The organism is Mycobacterium sp. (assembly GCF_050701515.1).
Lineage (GTDB): Bacteria > Actinomycetota > Actinomycetes > Mycobacteriales > Mycobacteriaceae > Mycobacterium.
The window spans coordinates 14,274-32,211 of record NZ_JBOGDB010000005.1 but is presented as its reverse complement, the minus strand read 5'-3'; the positions used below and the strand labels follow the sequence as shown (position 1 = coordinate 32,211).

15 protein-coding genes are annotated in these 17,938 nt (G+C 67.8%); 5 read left to right on the top strand and 10 right to left on the bottom strand.

Annotated elements, in window-relative coordinates; all coding sequences use genetic code 11:
• Together ACRDU5_RS00850 and ACRDU5_RS00845 are read right to left on the bottom strand one after the other, a co-directional pair.
• The coding region (locus ACRDU5_RS00850) for a primosomal protein N' (protein ID WP_526612328.1) at positions 1–1,633 on the bottom strand (1,633 nt) is incomplete at its 3' end.
• A 50-nt stretch (positions 1,634–1,683) separates the two neighbouring features.
• A complete protein-coding gene (locus ACRDU5_RS00845) occupies positions 1,684–2,400 on the bottom strand; it encodes a lysoplasmalogenase family protein (RefSeq protein WP_526612327.1) in 717 nt (238 codons plus the stop codon).
• On the opposite strand from ACRDU5_RS00845, the gene ACRDU5_RS00840 reads away from it, so the two are divergent.
• A complete protein-coding gene (locus tag ACRDU5_RS00840) occupies positions 2,399–3,367 on the top strand; it encodes an alpha/beta hydrolase (RefSeq protein WP_526612326.1) in 969 nt (322 codons plus the stop codon). The two genes, ACRDU5_RS00845 and ACRDU5_RS00840, sit on opposite strands and share 2 nt — an antisense overlap.
• Here the strand turns inward: ACRDU5_RS00840 and ACRDU5_RS00835 are convergent.
• On the bottom strand, positions 3,332–4,396 hold the full coding sequence (locus tag ACRDU5_RS00835; protein ID WP_526612325.1) for a helix-turn-helix transcriptional regulator: 1,065 nt from the start codon (positions 4,394–4,396) through the stop codon (positions 3,332–3,334). The genes ACRDU5_RS00840 and ACRDU5_RS00835 overlap by 36 nt on opposite strands.
• Before the next feature lie 74 nt (positions 4,397–4,470).
• Between ACRDU5_RS00835 and ACRDU5_RS00830 the strand changes: the two genes are divergently transcribed.
• The 3 genes from ACRDU5_RS00830 (at position 4,471) to ACRDU5_RS00820 (ending at position 8,865) form a co-directional block, all read left to right on the top strand.
• A complete protein-coding gene (locus ACRDU5_RS00830) occupies positions 4,471–5,850 on the top strand; it encodes a cytochrome P450 (RefSeq protein WP_526612324.1) in 1,380 nt (459 codons plus the stop codon).
• Positions 5,847–7,325 (top strand): flavin-containing monooxygenase, encoded by a 1,479-nt coding sequence (locus tag ACRDU5_RS00825; protein WP_526612323.1) that lies wholly within the window; start codon positions 5,847–5,849, stop codon positions 7,323–7,325. The genes ACRDU5_RS00830 and ACRDU5_RS00825 overlap by 4 nt, the downstream gene beginning before the upstream one ends.
• A 100-nt stretch (positions 7,326–7,425) precedes the next feature.
• The gene (locus ACRDU5_RS00820; protein ID WP_526612322.1) at positions 7,426–8,865 is read left to right on the top strand and encodes an ISNCY family transposase; all 1,440 of its coding nucleotides are present in this window, start codon (positions 7,426–7,428) and stop codon (positions 8,863–8,865) included.
• A gap of 97 nt (positions 8,866–8,962) precedes the next feature.
• On the opposite strand, the gene metK is transcribed toward ACRDU5_RS00820, so the two are convergent.
• The 5 genes from metK to mihF form a co-directional block, all read right to left on the bottom strand.
• Positions 8,963–10,174, bottom strand: a complete 1,212-nt coding sequence (gene metK / locus ACRDU5_RS00815) for a methionine adenosyltransferase (protein ID WP_526612321.1) — start codon at positions 10,172–10,174, stop codon at positions 8,963–8,965.
• Positions 10,175–10,238: 64 nt separating this feature from the next.
• Positions 10,239–11,480, bottom strand: coding sequence for a bifunctional phosphopantothenoylcysteine decarboxylase/phosphopantothenate--cysteine ligase CoaBC (coaBC, locus tag ACRDU5_RS00810; RefSeq protein WP_526612320.1), 1,242 nt, complete (start codon positions 11,478–11,480; stop codon positions 10,239–10,241).
• Between the two features lie 50 nt (positions 11,481–11,530).
• On the bottom strand, positions 11,531–11,854 hold the full coding sequence (rpoZ, locus tag ACRDU5_RS00805; protein WP_526612319.1) for a DNA-directed RNA polymerase subunit omega: 324 nt from the start codon (positions 11,852–11,854) through the stop codon (positions 11,531–11,533).
• A 33-nt stretch (positions 11,855–11,887) separates the two neighbouring features.
• Positions 11,888–12,526, bottom strand: a complete 639-nt coding sequence (gene gmk / locus ACRDU5_RS00800; protein WP_526612318.1) for a guanylate kinase — start codon at positions 12,524–12,526, stop codon at positions 11,888–11,890.
• Positions 12,527–12,535: 9 nt separating this feature from the next.
• On the bottom strand, positions 12,536–12,853 hold the full coding sequence (gene mihF, locus ACRDU5_RS00795; RefSeq protein WP_526612317.1) for an integration host factor, actinobacterial type: 318 nt from the start codon (positions 12,851–12,853) through the stop codon (positions 12,536–12,538).
• A 411-nt stretch (positions 12,854–13,264) separates the two neighbouring features.
• Here mihF and ACRDU5_RS00790 point away from each other — a divergent pair, with 411 nt between their 5' ends.
• On the top strand, positions 13,265–13,660 hold the full coding sequence (locus ACRDU5_RS00790; protein ID WP_526612316.1) for a DUF4345 family protein: 396 nt from the start codon (positions 13,265–13,267) through the stop codon (positions 13,658–13,660).
• Here the strand turns inward: ACRDU5_RS00790 and pyrF are convergent.
• Both pyrF and carB read right to left on the bottom strand, forming a co-directional pair.
• Positions 13,648–14,466: an orotidine-5'-phosphate decarboxylase gene (pyrF, locus tag ACRDU5_RS00785; protein ID WP_526612315.1), complete on the bottom strand. Its 819-nt coding sequence runs from the start codon at positions 14,464–14,466 to the stop codon at positions 13,648–13,650. The two genes, ACRDU5_RS00790 and pyrF, sit on opposite strands and share 13 nt — an antisense overlap.
• A 2-nt stretch (positions 14,467–14,468) precedes the next feature.
• Complete coding sequence (gene carB / locus ACRDU5_RS00780) at positions 14,469–17,807, bottom strand: carbamoyl-phosphate synthase large subunit (RefSeq protein ID WP_526612314.1); 3,339 nt, start codon at positions 17,805–17,807, stop codon at positions 14,469–14,471.
• Positions 17,808–17,938 lie beyond the last annotated feature (131 nt).

The following is a 17,938-nucleotide window of genomic DNA, read 5'->3' as shown; positions in this document are numbered from 1 at the left end:
GGGCGTCGAGTTCGGCCTCGGCGTGGCCCACCGGATCCCAGCGGATCAGCGCCTGCACGGTCGGGATCGTCGATTCGGCGACCACGGCCACCTCGCCGCCGTCGCCGCGGCTGCGGACCAGGGTGGTGGCGGCCATCCAGCGGCGCAGCGTGTCCTCGCCCGCACGCAGGTCCTGACGACCCAGCAATGCCCACGCATCCAGCAGCAGCGCGGCACCGTAACCGCCCGCGGCCACCGGTTCGGCGCCCGGCGTGGCGACCACCAGAGCCGGGTCTCCCGGCACCGCGGGCACGACGGTGTCCCCACCCGATGTGACGACGGTGGTTCCCGGGAATGCCCGGCCGAGCTCTTCGGCCGTTCGGCGCGCGCCGACAACGACCGCGCGGACCGTGTCGGAGCCGCACCGCGTACAGCGCAGCGCGGGTTCCTCACGGCCACACCACCGGCACATCGCGCCCGCGGCATCCCGTTCCGGCAGCGAGAGCGGGCCGGTGCAGTGCCGGCAGCGGGCAATGGCGCGGCAGCGGCCGCATGCGAGCGCGGGCACGTAGCCCCTGCGCGGCACCTGCACCAGGACCGGGTGCCCGGCCTCCAGCGCCGTCCGCGCCGCGCGCAGCGCCATCGACGGCAGCCTTGCGGTGTGCGCGGCGGGATCGCGCTCCTCGGCGTATCCGCTGTCCTCGAGCGCGATCACCCGCGGGGCCCTGGTCCGCACCACCGGCCGGGTCGCAACCAGGTCGTGTGCCCAACGGCTGCGCACCAGCGCCTGCGCCTCGGCGGTGCGTGCGTAGCCACCGATCAACGCGGCGCAGCGCAACTGGTGTGCACGCAGCATTCCCACCTCGCGGGCGTGCGGATAGGGGGCGCGCGGCTCGGCCAGCGAGTCGTCGCCGTCGTCCCAGACCAGCACCAGCCCGAGGTCGGCGACCGGCGCGAAAGCCGCACTGCGCGTGCCGATCACCAGCCGCGCCGAACCCCGCAGCGCGGCCAGCCAGCGGCGGTAGCGCTGCGCGGGGCCGAGCCCGGCCGACAGCGCCACCACCTGTCCGCTGTCGACGTACCGGACGCTGGCCTCGGCCAGCGCATCCACGTCGCGCTGGTCGGGCACGATCGCCAGCACGCCGCGGCCGGCGTCGACCGCGACCGCGGCGAGCTCGGCCAGCCGGTCGGCCCATCGCTCACCGGGCAACGCCTGCCATACCGCGCGGGCGGCGCGACCGTCACGCAGCGCGGCGAGAAACTGTTCACCCCTGCCGTATTCGGCCCATCCCGCGGTGTCGACCGGTGCGACGGTGACCGGCGCGGGCTCGGCGGCGGCTTCTTTCTCGACGCTGGCGTGCCGAGGCGGGATGGCCAGCCGCAGCACGTCGGCACGGGTGCCCGCGTAGCGCGCGGCGACCGCGTCGACAAGCCGGCGCACTTCCGGGGTGAGCACCCGCTCGGACGAGACCACCCGGTCCAGCCAGCCGAGCTTTCCGACATGGTTCGTCTCCGAACGCCTTTCGAGGACGAACGCGTCGACCAGGCGGCCGTGGAATCGCACCCGGATCCGAACTCCAGGCTGCGCGTCATCGGACTGTTCGACGGTGACGAGGTAGTCGAAATCGCGATCCAGATGCGGCACCGACAGCATGGGCAGCACGCGCGCGATAGGTTCGTACGCGGCCGCGGTCTTGGTCACACCTACCGTCTAACAGACGGGTCGGACGTCCGGCCGAAGAAGAAGCCGGCGGTGATCAGCAGCAGCGAGGTGGCGTAGGCCCACCAGATCGGCACCGCGAGCGCCTCGGACTCCAGCACGAATTTGCCGATACCGATCATCGCGTCCGACCCCGCGAAACACACCGCGCCGAGCGCGGTCCACGGCGTGGGCAGCCGGGCCAGCAGCGCCGCGCACACCATGGCGGCGAGCACCGCGATGTAGACCGTCACCGGCACCGCCATCCCCTCGTCGAGCAGTTTCGGCCAGAACCACATCAACAGCGCGACGCAGGCCAGCACCACCACCGCCGCCGACGCCAGCCGCGGTGCCGACGGGGCGATCAGCGGGACCAGCGCGGTCAAAAAGCACAGGTGCGCGACCAGGAATGCGGCCAGGCCGAGCACGAACGAGGGCTCCCACCACGGCATCGCCAGCAGGAAGTCGCCCGCGGCGGAGAACACCAGCGCCCCGATCAGCCAACGTCGTTCCCGCGCGATCGGGTGGGTCAGCGCGGCGACCGCCAGCAGCACGGCGGTGGCCGCCTTGACCGCAGGCTGCAGCCAGAACTGTCCGGTCAGCTCGGCGCCCGCGGGCAGCCGCGACGCCGTGACGACCAGGAAAACGCCATAACCGACGGCGACCAGCGCTGCCGCCAGCCACAGAACTCCTCTCCGCCGCGGTGGGTACGGTGTCCCCATGTCCGCTGCCGAGGGAAAGCCGGCCGTCGACGCCATCCTGCAGAAGGTACTGGAAACGCAGGAGTTTGCGCTGCTGGGTGACGACGATGTGGAAACCGCGCGCCAACGACTGCACGACCTGCACACCCTGATGCCCGCCGAGCGGCTGCCCGACCTGCGGATCGAGAACCGCCATCTGAACATCGCGTCGCCCGACGGCGTCGGGGTTCGCATCTACTGGCCGCCGGAAGATCCCGAACGGAGCGGCCCGCCACCGGTTTTGATGTTCTTCCACGGTGGCCGTTTCGTGGTTGGCGACCTGGACACCCACGACGCGGCGGCGCGTCGCCACGCGGTCGGCGCGGGAGCGGTGGTGGTGTCCGTCGACTACCGGTTGGCGCCGGAACACCCCTATCCCGCCGCCATCGACGACGCCTGGGCGGCAACCTGTTGGACGGTCGACAACGCATGGGGTCTGGGCGCCGATCCCGCGCGGTTGGCGGTCGCCGGTGATTCGGCCGGCGGCACGATCGCCGCGGTGGTGACGCAACTCGCCCGCGACGCCGACGGCCCGCCGATGATGTTTCAACTGCTGTGGTATCCGGCGCCGATGCGCGACCACAGTCTGCCGTCCTACACCGAGAATGCCGACGCGCCGGTGCTCGACCGCGCGACGCTGGAGCTGTTTGGGCTCTGGTATGCCGGCGACATCGACCCGGATCATCAGCCGCCGAAGCTGGCGCCCGGGCGCAACCCGAATCTGGCCGGCCTGCCACCTGCCTACATCGCGGTGGCCGGGCACGACCCGGTGCGCGACGAGGGCGTCCAGTATGCCGAATTGCTCGCCGCCGCAGGCGTTCCGGTCGAATTCGACAGGGCGGTGACACTGGTGCACGGCTTCGTCAGCTTCGCGAGCATCGTGCCGGCCGCCAGCGAAGCCGTCGACCGCGGACTATCTGCGGTGCGCAACGCGTTGCATCCCGCATGAGCACTGCGGGTAGGCGCTCGGCGGCACGCCGTGCCAGCGTTTGAACGCATGGCAGAAGGTAGAGGTGTCGGTGTAGCCCAACCGGTTGGACACCTCCTCCACCGTCAGACCGACGTTGCACAGCAGATCCACCGCCAGCGTGGAGCGAGCCTCGTTCAGCAGCGCCCGAAACGAGGTGCCTTCCTCGGTGAGTTGGCGGCGCAGCGTGCGCGGATGCACGTCGAGTTCGGCGGCGACCTCCGGCAGCGTCGGGAACCGGCCGGGTTCCCCGAACAGCTTGGAGCGCACCACGGCGGTGATGCCGCGGCGTTGTTCGTTGCGCTGCATCAGCACGTCGCACTGCGCGATGCACAGTTCCAACGTGTGGCTGTCGGCCTGCGGCAGCGGCTCGTCGAGCATCGCCCGCGGGATGTGTAGCCGGTTGTGCGCGCGCTCAAATGCGATGTTGTCCAACGGAACATGCATCAGCACGGGATCCAGCACGGCTTTCTGAATGGACAGCTCGGCGAACACCCGGTCGGCGTAGCGCTGCACTACGGGGTAGGCGAAGCCGTTGATCGTCGCGTTGATGCCGGCCAGGTCGCGCTCGATGAAGAACCGCCGCACGTCGGCGGGCAGGTGGTCGACGTTGATTTCCAGCACGCAGTCGTCGGCGCCCTCGAACAGCTTGACGTCGATCTGCAGCATGGTCAGCGAGAAGTAGCGCATCGCGATGGAGAAGAGCTCGCGCAGCGTCGCGCAGGCCATCGCGGCGAAGCCCATCAACCCCGCGTGGGTAAGGGTGAACCGGCTGCCCACATCGACGCCCACGCCGACGTCGTCGGGCAACCGGGCCAGCAGCCTGCGCACGGCGACAATCTCGTCCCACGCGGTCACCACCGCCTCGGGGTCGGCCAGGTCGGCAGCACCGATCCCAGTGCCGACGAGAATCTCGGCGGTCGGCACCCCGCGTTCGTTCGCGACCTCGCACAACACCCGGGTGGTGTACACCGGATGCCGCAGGTCGGCCGACCACGTGGTTGCTGGCACCTTTGTCCTAAACTCCCAACTCCTTGTCCGATACTCCCATTCCGGATGCGGGTTGTCATCCATACGCTGGAGTCATGTCTGCACCGGCGCAGCGGCTGCGCACGTGGACCATGACGCGCGAGGCGATCACCATCGGATTCGACGCCGGCGACGGCTTCCTGGGCCGGGCACGCGGCCACGACATCGCCCGATTTCGTTGCGGTGGAAGGCGTTTCGTAACGCTGGGTCATCCCGACTACGTCGACCACGTGCTGCATGGCGCCCGGCCGAAATACATCAAGTCCAACGACTACGAGCCCATCCGAGCCGCCGCCGGTATCAACCTGCTCACCGACGAGGGCGACTCGTGGGCCGCGCACCGCGGGACGCTCAATCCCACCTTCGCCCGGCGCCACCTCAACGAGATGATCGACCTGATGATCGACCCGATCGAACGCGTCACCGCCGATCTCGAGGCACGGGGTGACGGGATCGAGTTCGACATGCACGCGACGATGGTGGAAGCCACCCTGCGCGTCGTCGCCAACGCGTTGTTCAGCCAGGACTTCGGGCCACTGGTGGGAAGCATGAACGACCTGGCCACCCGGGGGCTGCGGCGCACCGAGAGAATCGGCAGGCTCGGACTGTGGGGCCTGATGCCGCGACCCGTCTACGACGCGATCGCGTGGTCCACGTTCTCCGGTGTGCCGCTGCCGCCGCCGCTGCGGGAAGGCCAGAAGATCGCGCTCGAGCTTGATGCGGCGGTCAACGCCGTGCTGGAGCACCGGCTCGCGCACCCGACCAACTCCCCCGACCTGCTCAACGTGCTGTTCCAGGCCGACAACGGCACATGGCCGCGCAAACGGGTGCGCGACGAGGCGCTGACATTCATGCTCGCCGGCCACGAGACCACCGCCAACGCGATGTCGTGGCTGTGGTACCTGTTGGCGCGCAACCCAGATGCCCGTAACCGGATGCACGCCGAGATCGACGACGTCCTCGCCGGTCGCCGCCCGACCGCCGACGATCTGGTCAAGCTGCCGTGGACCACCGCCTGCATTCAGGAGTCACAGCGCTACTACTCGGCGGTGTGGATCATTGCCCGTGAGGCCATCGAGGACGATCTCATCGACGGCCACCACATCCGCCCGGGTACCACGGTGATCGTCCCCATTCACCACATCCATCACGACGCGCGCTGGTGGCCCGACCCCGAGAAGTTCGACCCGTCGCGCTTCTTGGGCGATGCCGCCAAGGCCCGGCCCCGCTCGGCGTACCTGCCGTTCGGCGGCGGACGCCGGGTGTGCATCGGGCAGAGCTTCGCGCTGATGGAGATGGTGTTGATGGCGGGGATCATGAGTCAGCGGTTCACATTCGACTTGTGCCCCGACCATCCGGTAGAACTCGAAGCGACACTGACGTTGCGGCCCAAGCACGGGCCGCAGGTGGTGGCAAACCGGCGGGAGGCCCAATGACTGCGCCCGATTATTACACCGTCATTGTTGGTGGCGGCTTCTCCGGCATCGGTGCCGCGGTCAAGCTCGACAAGTCGGGCATGGGCAACTACCTAGTGGTCGAAGCCGGCGACGGCCCCGGCGGCACCTGGCACTGGAACTCCTATCCCGGTGTTGCCGTGGACATTCCGTCGTTCTCCTACCAGTTCTCCTTCGAGCAGAGTCCGGACTGGACACGCACCTACGCGCCCGGTCACGAGCTGAAGGCCTACGCCGAACACTGCGTCGACAAGTACGGGCTGGGGCCCAAGATCCGGTTCAACACCAAGGTGCTCGACGCCGCGTTCGACGACGAAGCCGACGTGTGGCACATCGAGACCGACTCCGGTGACCGCATCACCGCGCGCTTCCTCATCAACGCCGGCGGCGTGCTGACCACTCCGAAACTGCCCGACATCGACGGCGTCGACTCGTTCGCCGGGCTGACCATGCACACCGCTCGCTGGGACCACAGTCAGGACCTCACGGACAAGCGCGTCGCGGTCATCGGAACCGGCGCTTCGGCCGTACAGGTGATCCCCGAAATCGCGCCGATCGTCAAACACCTCACCGTCTTTCAGCGCACGCCGATATGGTGCTTCCCGAAGGCAGACGTGCCGCTGTCGCCGGCTGCGCGCCGCGCAATGCGCATTCCTGGAGGAAAGTCCGTTCAGCGCCTGATGAGTCAGGCATTCGTCGAACTGACGTTCCCGCTGGCGGCGCAGTACTTCACGATGAACCCGATGGCCAGGCGCATGGACGAGGTCGGCAAGGCCTATCTCCGCAGAGAGGTCAAGGACACCGTGGTGCGCGACAAGCTCACACCGCGTTATGCGGTGGGGTGCAAGCGACCCGGCTTCCACAACACGTATCTGGCGACGTTCAACCGCGACAACGTCAGCCTGGTCACCGAGCCGATCGAGAAGATCACCGGCTCGGGGGTGGCCACCGTGGAGGGCGACCTGCACGAGGTCGACGTCCTGATCCTGGCGACGGGATTCAAGGTGATGGACATCGACAGCCTCACCTATGAGATCACCGGGCGTGACGGGATGACGCTGAGCCGGTTCTGGGAGGAGAACCGGTTGCAGGCCTACGAGGGGGTGAGCCTGCCGGGCTTCCCGAACTTCTTCACCGTGTGCGGGCCGTACGGGTACGTCGGGTCATCGTTCTTCGCACTGATCGAGACGCAGACCCATCACATCCTGCGGTGCCTGAAACGTGCTGAGCGGCAAGGCGCGAAGAGAGTCGAGGTTACCGAAGAGGCCAACGCGCGGTACTTCGCCGAGTGCATGCGCAAGCGGCATACGCAGATTTTCTGGCAGGACACTTGCAGCCTGGCCAACAGCTACTACTTCGACTCACACGGCGACGTCCCGCTGCGGCGGGCCACCACGCTCGGGGCGATCTGGCGCAGCCGCCGGTCCCCGCTCGACGACTACGCGTTCACGGCCTAGCTACTTCGACCTGAAAAACCCTGGGCGTGGCTCGGCGTTGGATGGGTGTTGAGCTGGGACAATGACCTCGAACCCTTGGCGAGAAGGGAACGAGGTCATTGTGTTTCGTACTGTAAGCGATCAGGTGTCGCTGTGGGAGGCTGTGTTGCCTCCGGAATTGTTGAGGTTGCCCGACGAGCTGGCCCGGATCGATGGGTTGCTGGATGATCCGGTGTTCTTCGCGCCGTTCGAACCGTTCTTCGATCCGCGGGTCGGTCGCCCGTCGACGCCGATGGAAACCTATCTGCGGTTGATGTTTTTGAAGTTCCGCTACCGGCTGGGCTATGAGTCGTTGTGCCGGGAGGTCGGCGATTCGATCACCTGGCGGCGGTTCTGCCGGATCGCGTTGGACGGAGCAGTACCGCATCCGACGACGCTGATGAAGTTGACGACCCGCTGCGGCAGCACCGCTGTCGAGGGACTTAACGAGGCCTTGCTCGCCAAGGCCGCCGAGGCCAAGATGCTGCGCACCAGCCGGGTTCGCGCCGACACCACGGTGATCCCGGCGAACGTGTGCTATCCGACGGATTCGGGGCTGCTGGCCAAGGCGATTCGCCGGATCGGTCACACTGGGCGACGGATCCGCGCTGCGGGTGGGGCGGTGCGCACGAGGGTGCGGGATCGGTCGCGGGCGGCCGGGAAACGAGCACACGGGGTCGCGGCGAAATTGCGTTCCCGCAGCCAGTTGGGTCGCGACCAGGTCAAAGACGGTGTGCTGGTGATGACCGGTGAGCTCGCCGACCTGGCCCAGGCCGCGGTTGGTGACGCGCACCGGCTGCTGAACAACGCCCGACGGGCGCTGCGCCGCGCCCAGCTCAAGGCCGCCGAGCGGGCCGAAGCGGGCGTGCGTGATCCCGCCGCGGGGCGGCGGCGGGGCCGGCTGGCCCGTGCCGTGGGCGACCTGTCGAAGCTGTTGGAGGCGACCACGCGGATCATCGGTCAGACTCGGCAACGGATCGCCGGGACCACCCCGGAGGGGGCCAGCCGGGTGGTGAGTCTGCACGACCAGCAGGCCCGCCCGATCGCCAAGGGCCGGCTCGGTAAGCCGGTCGAGTTCGGTTATAAGGCGCAGTTCGTCGACAACGACGACGGTGTCGTCCTCGATCACGATGTGAACGCCGGAAACCCGCCTGACGCACCGCAACTGGCCCCCGCGGTGGAACGGATCAAAGACCGCAACGGTCGTCCCCCGCGGACGGTGACCGCTGACCGCGGCTACGGCGAGGCCGCCGTCGACACCGAGTTGACCAACCTCGGTGTCCGAAATGTTGTCATCCCGCGCAAGGGCAGACCCGGTGCCGCCCGCCGCCGCGTCGAGCACAGCCCAGCATTCCGCCGAACCATCAAATGGCGAACCGGATGCGAAGGACGGATCAGCACCCTCAAACGCGGATACGGATGTGACCGAACCCGCCTGGACAACCTCGAAGGAGCGAAAACCTGGACCGGACAAGGGATCTTCACCCACAACCTGACCAAGATCGCCGCCCTGACCGCATGACATCGACATCAGGGCAACATCAAACGCCCCAGATTTTGACATCTACGCCTACCCTCACCCCCGATCACGGCAATCAGGGTTTTTCAGGTCGAAGTAGCTAGACGGCGGCCTTCAGGTCGTCGACCTTGTTGAGCTGCTCCCACGGCAGCTCGACATCGGTGCGGCCGAAATGCCCGTAGGCGGCCGTCTGCGCGTAGATCGGACGCAGCAGGTCCAGATCGCGGATGATCGCGCCGGGCCGCAGATCGAAGACGGACGTGATGGCCTTCTCGATCCGGTCCGGGTCCACGGTCTCGGTGCCGAACGTCTCGACGAACAGCCCCACCGGGGCAGCCTTGCCGATTGCATAGGCCACCTGGACCTCAATGCGCTCGGCCAGCCCCGCTGCGACCACGTTCTTTGCCACCCAGCGCATCGCGTAAGCGGCCGAACGGTCCACCTTGGACGGATCCTTGCCGGAGAACGCCCCGCCGCCGTGACGCGCCCAGCCGCCGTAGGTGTCGACGATGATCTTTCGGCCGGTCAGCCCGGCGTCGCCCATCGGGCCGCCCAGCACGAACTTGCCGGTCGGGTTCACCAGCAGCCGGTAGTCGGAGGTGTCCATGGTGTCGTGCGCGAGGTCGTCGAGCACGGTGTTGACGACCTTCTCCTTGATGTCCGGTGACAGCATTTTGTCCAGGTCGATGTCGGCGGCGTGCTGGGTGGACAGCACGACGGTGTCCAGCCGGACCGGGGTGGTCCCGTCGTACTGCACGGTGACCTGAGTCTTGCCGTCCGGCCGCAGGTAGGGCAGCACGCCGTTCTTGCGGACCTCGGTCAGGCGTCGGGCCAGCCGATGCGCCAGCGCGATGGGCAGCGGCATCAGCTCGGGGGTGTCCTTGATGGCATAGCCGAACATCAGGCCCTGGTCGCCGGCGCCCTGCGCGTCCAGCGGGTCACCCGCGCCCTCGACCCGGGCCTCGTGCGCGGTGTCGACGCCCTGGGCGATGTCGGGCGACTGCGCGCCGATCGCGATGTTGACGCCGCACGACGCCCCGTCGAAGCCCTTGGCGGACGAGTCGTAGCCGATGGCGAGGATGCGATCGCGGATGAGCTTCGGGATGTCGGCGAGGGCAGCAGCCTTCGTGGTGACCTCACCGGCGACATGCACCTGGCCCGTCGTCACCATGGTCTCCACCGCGACCCGCGACCGCGGATCCTCGTTTAGCAGCGCGTCGAGCACAGAGTCGCTGATCGCGTCACAGATCTTGTCGGGATGCCCTTCGGTCACCGACTCACTGGTAAACAGCCGACCTTTGCTCACGTTCATCCTCCAAAACTTAGTTGGTCAAATTATATCGGTGCCCTGTCGCACCCCCGAGCGTGCGCCCGGGTCACTCGCCGCTGTTGTGCAGGAAGGCCACGATCGCGTCAACAATACGGCTGGCCATCAGAGTTTTCGAACCGTGCTCCAGCGCGGCCTCGGCGCCATCGGAGGCCAGCAACCACCCTTGGTTGCTGTCCACCTCGAAAGCGCGGTTCTCGCCGACGGCGTTGACCACCAGCAGGTCGCAGCCCTTGCGCGCCAGCTTGGAGCGGGCGTGGAACAGCACGTCGCCGTTGGCGTCGCCGGTCTCGGCGGCGAACCCGACGATCGCGCGCATATTGGGCAGCTGGCCGTCCGCGCGGGCCCGGACCGCGCCGGCCAGCACGTCGTCGGTGCGGGTCAGTTCGATCGCCGTCGGCTCAGCGGCGCCCTTCTTGATCTTGTTGGTCTCGACCTGCGCGGGCCGGAAGTCGGCGACCGCGGCGGCCATCACCAGCACGTGCGCATCGGGTGCGTGCTTGGACACCGCGTCGCGCAGCTGGGCGGCCGAACCGATGTGGACGACGTCGACACCCGCCGGATCGACCAGTCCGGCGGTGTTGCCGGCGATCAGCGTGACGTCGGCGCCGCGCTGGACGGCCACCCGGGCCATCGCGTAGCCCTGCTTGCCCGAGGAACGGTTGCCGATGAAGCGCACCGGGTCGATCGGCTCGCGGGTGCCGCCGGCGGTGACGAGCACCTTGACGCCGGCCAGGTCGTAGGGCAGCGCATCGGAACGCTCCAGCAGCAGGCCGGCCAGCGTGGTGATTTCCTCGGCCTCGGGCAGCCGTCCGGCGCCGCTGTCCGCACCGGTCAGCCTCCCGGACGCCGGCTCGAGGACGACAACCCCCCGGCGCCGCAGCGTGGCCACGTTGTCGACGGTGGCCGGGTGGAACCACATCTCGGTATGCATCGCGGGTGCGAACAGCACCGGACATCGGGCCGTCAACAGCGTGGCGGTCAGCAGGTCGTCTGCGCGGCCCGCGACCGCACGGGCCAACAGGTCCGCGGTGGCGGGGGCGACGACGACGAGGTCGGCGTCCTGTCCGATCCGGACATGCGGCACCTCGTGCACGTCGTCCCAAACCCCGGTGTGGACGGGGTTACCGGAGAGCGCCTCGAAGGTGGCGGCACCGATGAAGCGCAGCGCTGACTCGGTGGGGACGACGCGGACGTTGTGGCCGGCCTCGGTGAGCTGGCGGACAACGGTTGCCGCCTTGTAGGCGGCGATGCCCCCGGACACGCCGACGATGATCCGCTTGCCGTCCATGCTCAGGTGCTTTGCTCTTCGCCCAAGAGGCTCATCGCCGGAGTCCTTGGCTACTCGCCCTCGGTGTGCTTGAGCAGGTCTTCGTGGATCTCCCGGAGCGCGATCGACAGCGGCTTCTCCTGTAGACCGGGCTCGACCAGCGGGCCGACGTACTCGAGGATGCCGTCGCCGAGCTGGTTGTAGTAATCGTTGATCTGCCGCGCGCGCTTGGCGGCATAGATCACCAGGGCGTACTTGCTCGACGCCCGGTCCAGCAGCTCGTCGATGGGCGGGTTGGTGATGCCCACCGGTGTGTCGTATCCGGTGTGGGGGGACGTCGCGAGGTCGATGCCGTCAACGGCGGTCAGCGACGCATCGGCGTGCGGGGTGCTCACGAAAAGGGTCTCCTGGCGGTTTGGCGGGACTGCTCAAGTAGCTTTGCGGGCCGTATCACGCCGTGCCCGGCGCTTGGTTATCGGGGCCACCAGCAAGGATACCAATTCGGCGCACGCTGACTCCAATCGACTGTTCACGACCACCGCGTCGAAGTCCTTCTTTGCGGCCAGCTCAGCGCGGGCGGCGGCCAGCCTGCGCCGCCTCACCTCGGGTGTCTCGGTGCCGCGGTCGGTAAGGCGGCTCTCCAGCACGTCCCAGCTGGGTGGAGCGAGGAAAACGGTGATGGCCTCGGGCATCGCCTTCTTGACCGCACGCGCGCCGGCCAGATCAACCTCGATCAGAACGGGATGACCCGCCGCGGCAGCGGCGCGGATCGGCTGGGCGGGGGTTCCGGACCGGTGCAGCCCACCGTAGATTTCCGCCCATTCCAGCAGTGCGCCGTCGTCGATCAACTGCTGAAACCGCTCGGCGGAGACAAACGAGTAGTCCACGCCGTCGATCTCACCCGGGCGCGGCGACCTGGTGGTCACCGAGACGCTGAAGTGCAGATCGGGAACCCGGTCACGCAGGCAGCGGACAACCGTCGATTTCCCGACGGCAGACGGACCGGACAGCACCAAGACCGGTGCCTTGAGGAGCTTAGTTCCGCCCGGTCCTCCGCCTTCGTTCATTGACCTCCCTTACGAGAAGTCGAACTTTTCCAGCAGCGCCTTCCGCTGACGATCACCCAGGCCGCGCAGCCGGCGGGTCGGGGCGATCTCGAGCTCGGTCATGATTTCCTGCGCTTTGACCTTGCCGACCTTGGGCAATGCCTCAAGGAGCGCGGAAACCTTCATCTTGCCGTAGACCTCGTTGGTCTCGGCATCCTTGAGCACCTGCTTGAGGTTGGTGCCGCCGCGCTTGAGCCGATCCTTGAGTTCGGCTCGTGCTCGACGTGCGGCAGCAGCCTTCTCCAACGCTGCCGCGCGCTGTTCGTCGGTCAACTGGGGAAGGGCCACGGGTTCCTCCGTATCGTCACCATCATTTTTATCTTGGCTGGTAAAACCTGCCAGCGACGACGACCGTACCCACGCAGCCTGACGAAAGCGAACCCCACCCCCTGGTTAGGGCCTCAAAAGCCCAGCGTGTCAGGCGCCCGCGGATTGGCGTCCGGCCGCGAGTGGGTCGCCCGTCGCGCCGCGAGAATGCCCCGAACTACCTGCATATCAAGGGTTTTCGGAGGTCGCGCCGATCCCCCTGGTGCAGCGCAGGCGCCGAACCGGGCGTCGAGACCCCGGGGGCTAACCCGGTTAGAAGAAAATTTGCCTGGTCACCGCGTGTCGGGCGTGTCACGGCGGTGCGCCGACGTCGGTTGACGTATCAACTACAGTGCGTAGTAGACCTATCCGCTGTACCGAGAGGTGGTATCTATGCGACGGATGTTCCAAATGTTTCTGGTGTTGTTCGGTGTCATCGTGATCGCTATCTCGCTGGCTCATTTGGCGATCGGACCCGAGGCCATCATCGGCGGCTCGGACGTCAATCCGACATCGGACGGCGAGGACCGGTTCTTCGCCGGGTTCTTCCTGGGCTACGGCGTCGCACTGCTCTGGTGCGCCCGCGACGTGGAACACAAGCGGATGTTCGTAAACTTTTTGGCCGCAGTGGTTTTCGTCGGCGGTATCGGACGACTGCTGTCGGTGATCCTCGTCGGCCCGCCGCATCCGTTCTACCTGGCGATGCTGGCGATCGAGTTGGGGTTGCCGCCGCTGATGGTGCTGGTGGCCAATCGAGTCACCGATCCGGTGTCCGGTCAGGCCAGGTAGGCGACGGCGTCGCGGAATCGTTCTGCCGCAGCGCGCAACTCGGCGATGTTGGGTCCCGCGCGCAGCAGCTCGCGCGACACCGCGGGCAACAGCTGCCCGGGCCGGGCGCCGCCGAAGCCCCGCAGTTCATCGGGCCGACCACCCTGGGCGCCCACGCCGGGCACCAGGACCGGCCCGCCCAGCGCGCTGACATCGGGGGGCTCCGACAACGTGGCGCCCACGACGACTCCGACCGAACCCGGCTCGGGTGCCGCAGCGCGGTTGACCGCGGCGGCGTCGTCCACGATCGACTGCGCCACCGTCCGTCCGCCGGTCTGTGCGCACTGCACTGCCGCGCCCTCGGGGTTGGAGGTTGCGGCGACGACGAACACGCCGCGGCCGTGCGCAGCGGCGGTGTCCAGCAGCGGCTGCAGCGAGCCGAATCCGAGGTAGGGCGATGCGGTCACGGCGTCGGCGGTCAGCGGGGAGTTGCCGGCCCACGCGGCGGCGTAGGCGGCCATCGTGGACCCGATGTCACCGCGCTTGGCGTCGGCCAGCACCAGCACCCCGGCGCCGCGCAGCGCGTCGATGGTGCGTTCCAGCACGGCATAGCCCGCGGCGCCGTACGCCTCGAAGAACGCCACCTGCGGTTTGACCACCGCGAAGCCGGCGAACGCCGCCACACAGATGTCACAGAACTTGCCGAGCCCGTCGGCGTCGGTCGACAGGCCCCATGCCCGCAGCAGCTCCGGATGGGGATCGATGCCCGGACATAGCGGACCGCACTCCGACACCGCGTCGGCCAGCCGGCGACCGAATCCGCCCACCGTTACGGCCCCAGCACGCTGTGCAGTTCCTGCAGTGACATCACGCCGATGTCACCGCGGATGCCTGCCTCGATGCCCTGCACCGCGGCCGAGGCGCCCTGCACCGTGGTTACACACGGAATGTTCATTGCGACTGCGGCCGAACGGATCTCGTAGCCGTCGATGCGCGGACCGGAGTTGCCGTACGGGGTGTTGATCACCATGTTCACATCGCCGGCGCGGATGGCGTCGACCGCGGATGTGGTCGGCCGCCCGTCGCCCGGCGGCTCAAAGTGTTTCCGTACTTCGTCGCAAGGAATCCCGTTGCGCCGCAGCATTTCCGCGGTACCCGCAGTAGCCAGCACCCGGAAACCCAAATCGGCGAGCCGTTTCACCGGGAACACCAGCGACCGTTTGTCCCGATTGGCCACCGATACGAACACTGTGCCGTCGGTCGGTAACGAACCGTAGGCGGCGGTCTGGCTCTTGGCGAAGGCGCTACCGAAGTCACGGTCGATGCCCATCACTTCGCCGGTCGACTTCATCTCCGGGCCCAGCAGCGAGTCGATGTTGGCGCCGTCGGCCCTGCGGAAGCGGTGGAAGGGCAAAACCGCCTCCTTCACGGCGACCGGCGCGTTCCTTGCCGTGGTAGCCCCATCACCAGTGCGCGCCAGCCCGCCTTCCTCTCGCAGCTGGGCAATGGTGGCGCCCAGCATGATTCGCGCGCATGCCTTGGCAAGCGGCACAGCGGTGGCCTTGGACACGAACGGGACGGTTCGGCTGGCTCGCGGGTTGGCCTCCAGCACGTAGAGCACGTCCTCCTTCAGCGCATACTGCACGTTGAGCAGTCCGACCACGCCGATACCGTGGGCAATGGCCTCGGTGGCGCGGCGCACCGACTCGATGTCGCTGCGGCCCAACGTCACCGGCGGCAGCGCGCATGCCGAGTCGCCGGAATGGATGCCGGCCTCCTCGATGTGCTCCATGATCCCGCCGATGTACACCTCGGCGCCGTCGCACAGCGCGTCGACATCGATCTCGATGGCGTCCTCCAAGAACCGGTCGACCAGCACCGGGTGTTCGGGCGACAGTTCGGTGGCCCTGGTGATGTAGCCCTGCAGGGTCTCCTCGTCGTACACGATCTCCATACCGCGCCCGCCCAGCACGTAGGACGGCCGCACCAGTACCGGATAGCCGATGTCGGCGGCGATGCGGCGAGCCTGCTCGAAGCTGGTGGCGGTGCCGAACCGCGGCGCCGGTAACCCCGCGGTGTTCAGCACTTCGCCGAATGCACCGCGGTCCTCGGCCAGGTCGATGGCCTTCGGGCTGGTGCCGACGATCGGTACGCCTGCATCGGCCAGCCGCTGCGCCAGGCCGAGCGGCGTCTGGCCACCGAGCTGCACGATGACACCGACGACACCGGGACCGCCTGCGCCCGAGGCAGATTCAGCGTAGTAGACCTCGAGGACGTCTTCAAAGGTCAGCGGTTCGAAGTAGAGCCGGTCGGCGGTGTCGTAGTCGGTGGACACCGTCTCGGGGTTGCAGTTGACCATCACGGTTTCGAAGTCGGCGTCCGACAGTGTGGTCGCGGCGTGCACGCAGCTGTAGTCGAACTCGATGCCCTGGCCGATCCGGTTCGGTCCGGAGCCCAGGATGAGCACCTTGGGTCTGTCGGTCTGCGGGGCGACCTCGGTCTCGGCGGCTGGGTCGAGTTCGTAACTGCTGTAGTGGTACGGCGTCTTGGCCTCGAACTCCGCCGCGCAGGTGTCGACGGTCTTGAACACCGGGTGGATGCCGAGTCGCTGCCGCAGCGCCCGCACGCCGGCCTCGCCGGCCAGTTCCGGTCGCAGCGCGGCGATCTGGCGGTCCGAGAGCCCGCTGTGCTTGCTGCGCCGCAGCAGCTCGGCGTCGAGCACCGGCGCGTCGATGAGCTCCGAGCGCAGGGCCACCAGCCCGCCGATCTGCTCGATGAACCACGGGTCGACACTGGAGGCCGCCGCGACCTGGTCAACGGTTGCGCCGCGCCGCAGCGCCAGCTCGATGTCGTAGAGCCGCCCGTCGGTCGCGGTCCTCAGCCGGTCCAGCAGCTCCGGCAGCGAAATGTCGGGATCCGGCGCCGTCCAGAAGCCGGCACGACCCGTCTCCAACGATCGCATCACCTTGCCCAGCGCCTCGATGAAGTTGCGGCCCAACGACATCGCCTCGCCGACGGACTTCATCGTGGTGGTCAGCGTGGCGTCGGCGCCCGGGAACTTCTCGAACGCGAACCGCGGCGCCTTGACGACGACGTAGTCCAGGGTGGGTTCGAAGCAGGCGGGCGTTTCCTTGGTGATGTCGTTGAGGATCTCGTCGAGGGTGTAGCCGATCGCCAGCTTGGCGGCGATCTTGGCGATCGGGAAGCCGGTGGCCTTGGAGGCCAGCGCCGAGGACCGCGACACCCGGGGGTTCATCTCGATCACGATGAGCCGGCCGTCGGTGGGGTTGATCGCGAACTGGATGTTGCAGCCACCGGTGTCGACGCCGACCTCACGCAGAATGGCGATGCCGAGGTCACGCATGCGCTGGTATTCCCGGTCGGTCAGCGTCATCGCCGGCGCGACGGTCACCGAGTCACCGGTGTGCACGCCCATCGGGTCGACGTTTTCGATCGAGCACACCACCACCACGTTGTCGTGGCCGTCGCGCATCAGCTCGAGCTCGAATTCCTTCCAGCCGTAGACGGATTCCTCGATCAGCACGTTGGCCGACGGGGATGCGACCAGGCCGTCTCCCGCCATCCGCTCGACGTCTTCGGCGGAGTAGGCCATGCCCGAGCCCAGCCCGCCCATCGTGAACGACGGCCGAACCACGACCGGCAGCCCAAGCTCGGCGACCGTCTCCCGAACCTCGTCCATGGTGAAGCACACCCGGGAGCGGGCGGATTCGCCGCCGGCCTTGGCGACGATGTCCTTGAATCGCTGCCGGTCCTCACCGCGCTGGATGGCTTCGAAATCCGCGCCGATCAGTTCGACGCCGTAGCGGTCGAGGGCCCCGCTTTCGTACAGCGCGACGGCGGTGTTCAGTGCGGTCTGCCCGCCGAGAGTGGCCAGCAGTGCGTCAATCTTGTTGCCGCGCTCCGCCTGCTGGGCAATCACCCGTTCGACGAATGCCGGCGTGATCGGCTCGATATAGGTGTGGTCGGCGAACTCCGGGTCGGTCATGATCGTAGCCGGGTTGGAGTTGACCAGGCTCACCTGCAGGCCGTCGGCGCGCAGCACCCGGCAGGCCTGGGTGCCGGAGTAGTCGAATTCGCAGGCCTGCCCGATGACGATCGGCCCGGATCCGATCACCAGCACGTGTTTCAGGTCTGTCCGCCGCGGCATTATCCGCTCCGCTCTTTTCGGCGAGCGTGCGTGTCTGCGGCCGACACGCCGGTGTTTTCCGCGAGTTTGCGCACTCTCGCGCGGGGACGAGCGTGCGCGTTTGCAGAGATTTTGCGTGTCGGCGTGCAGAC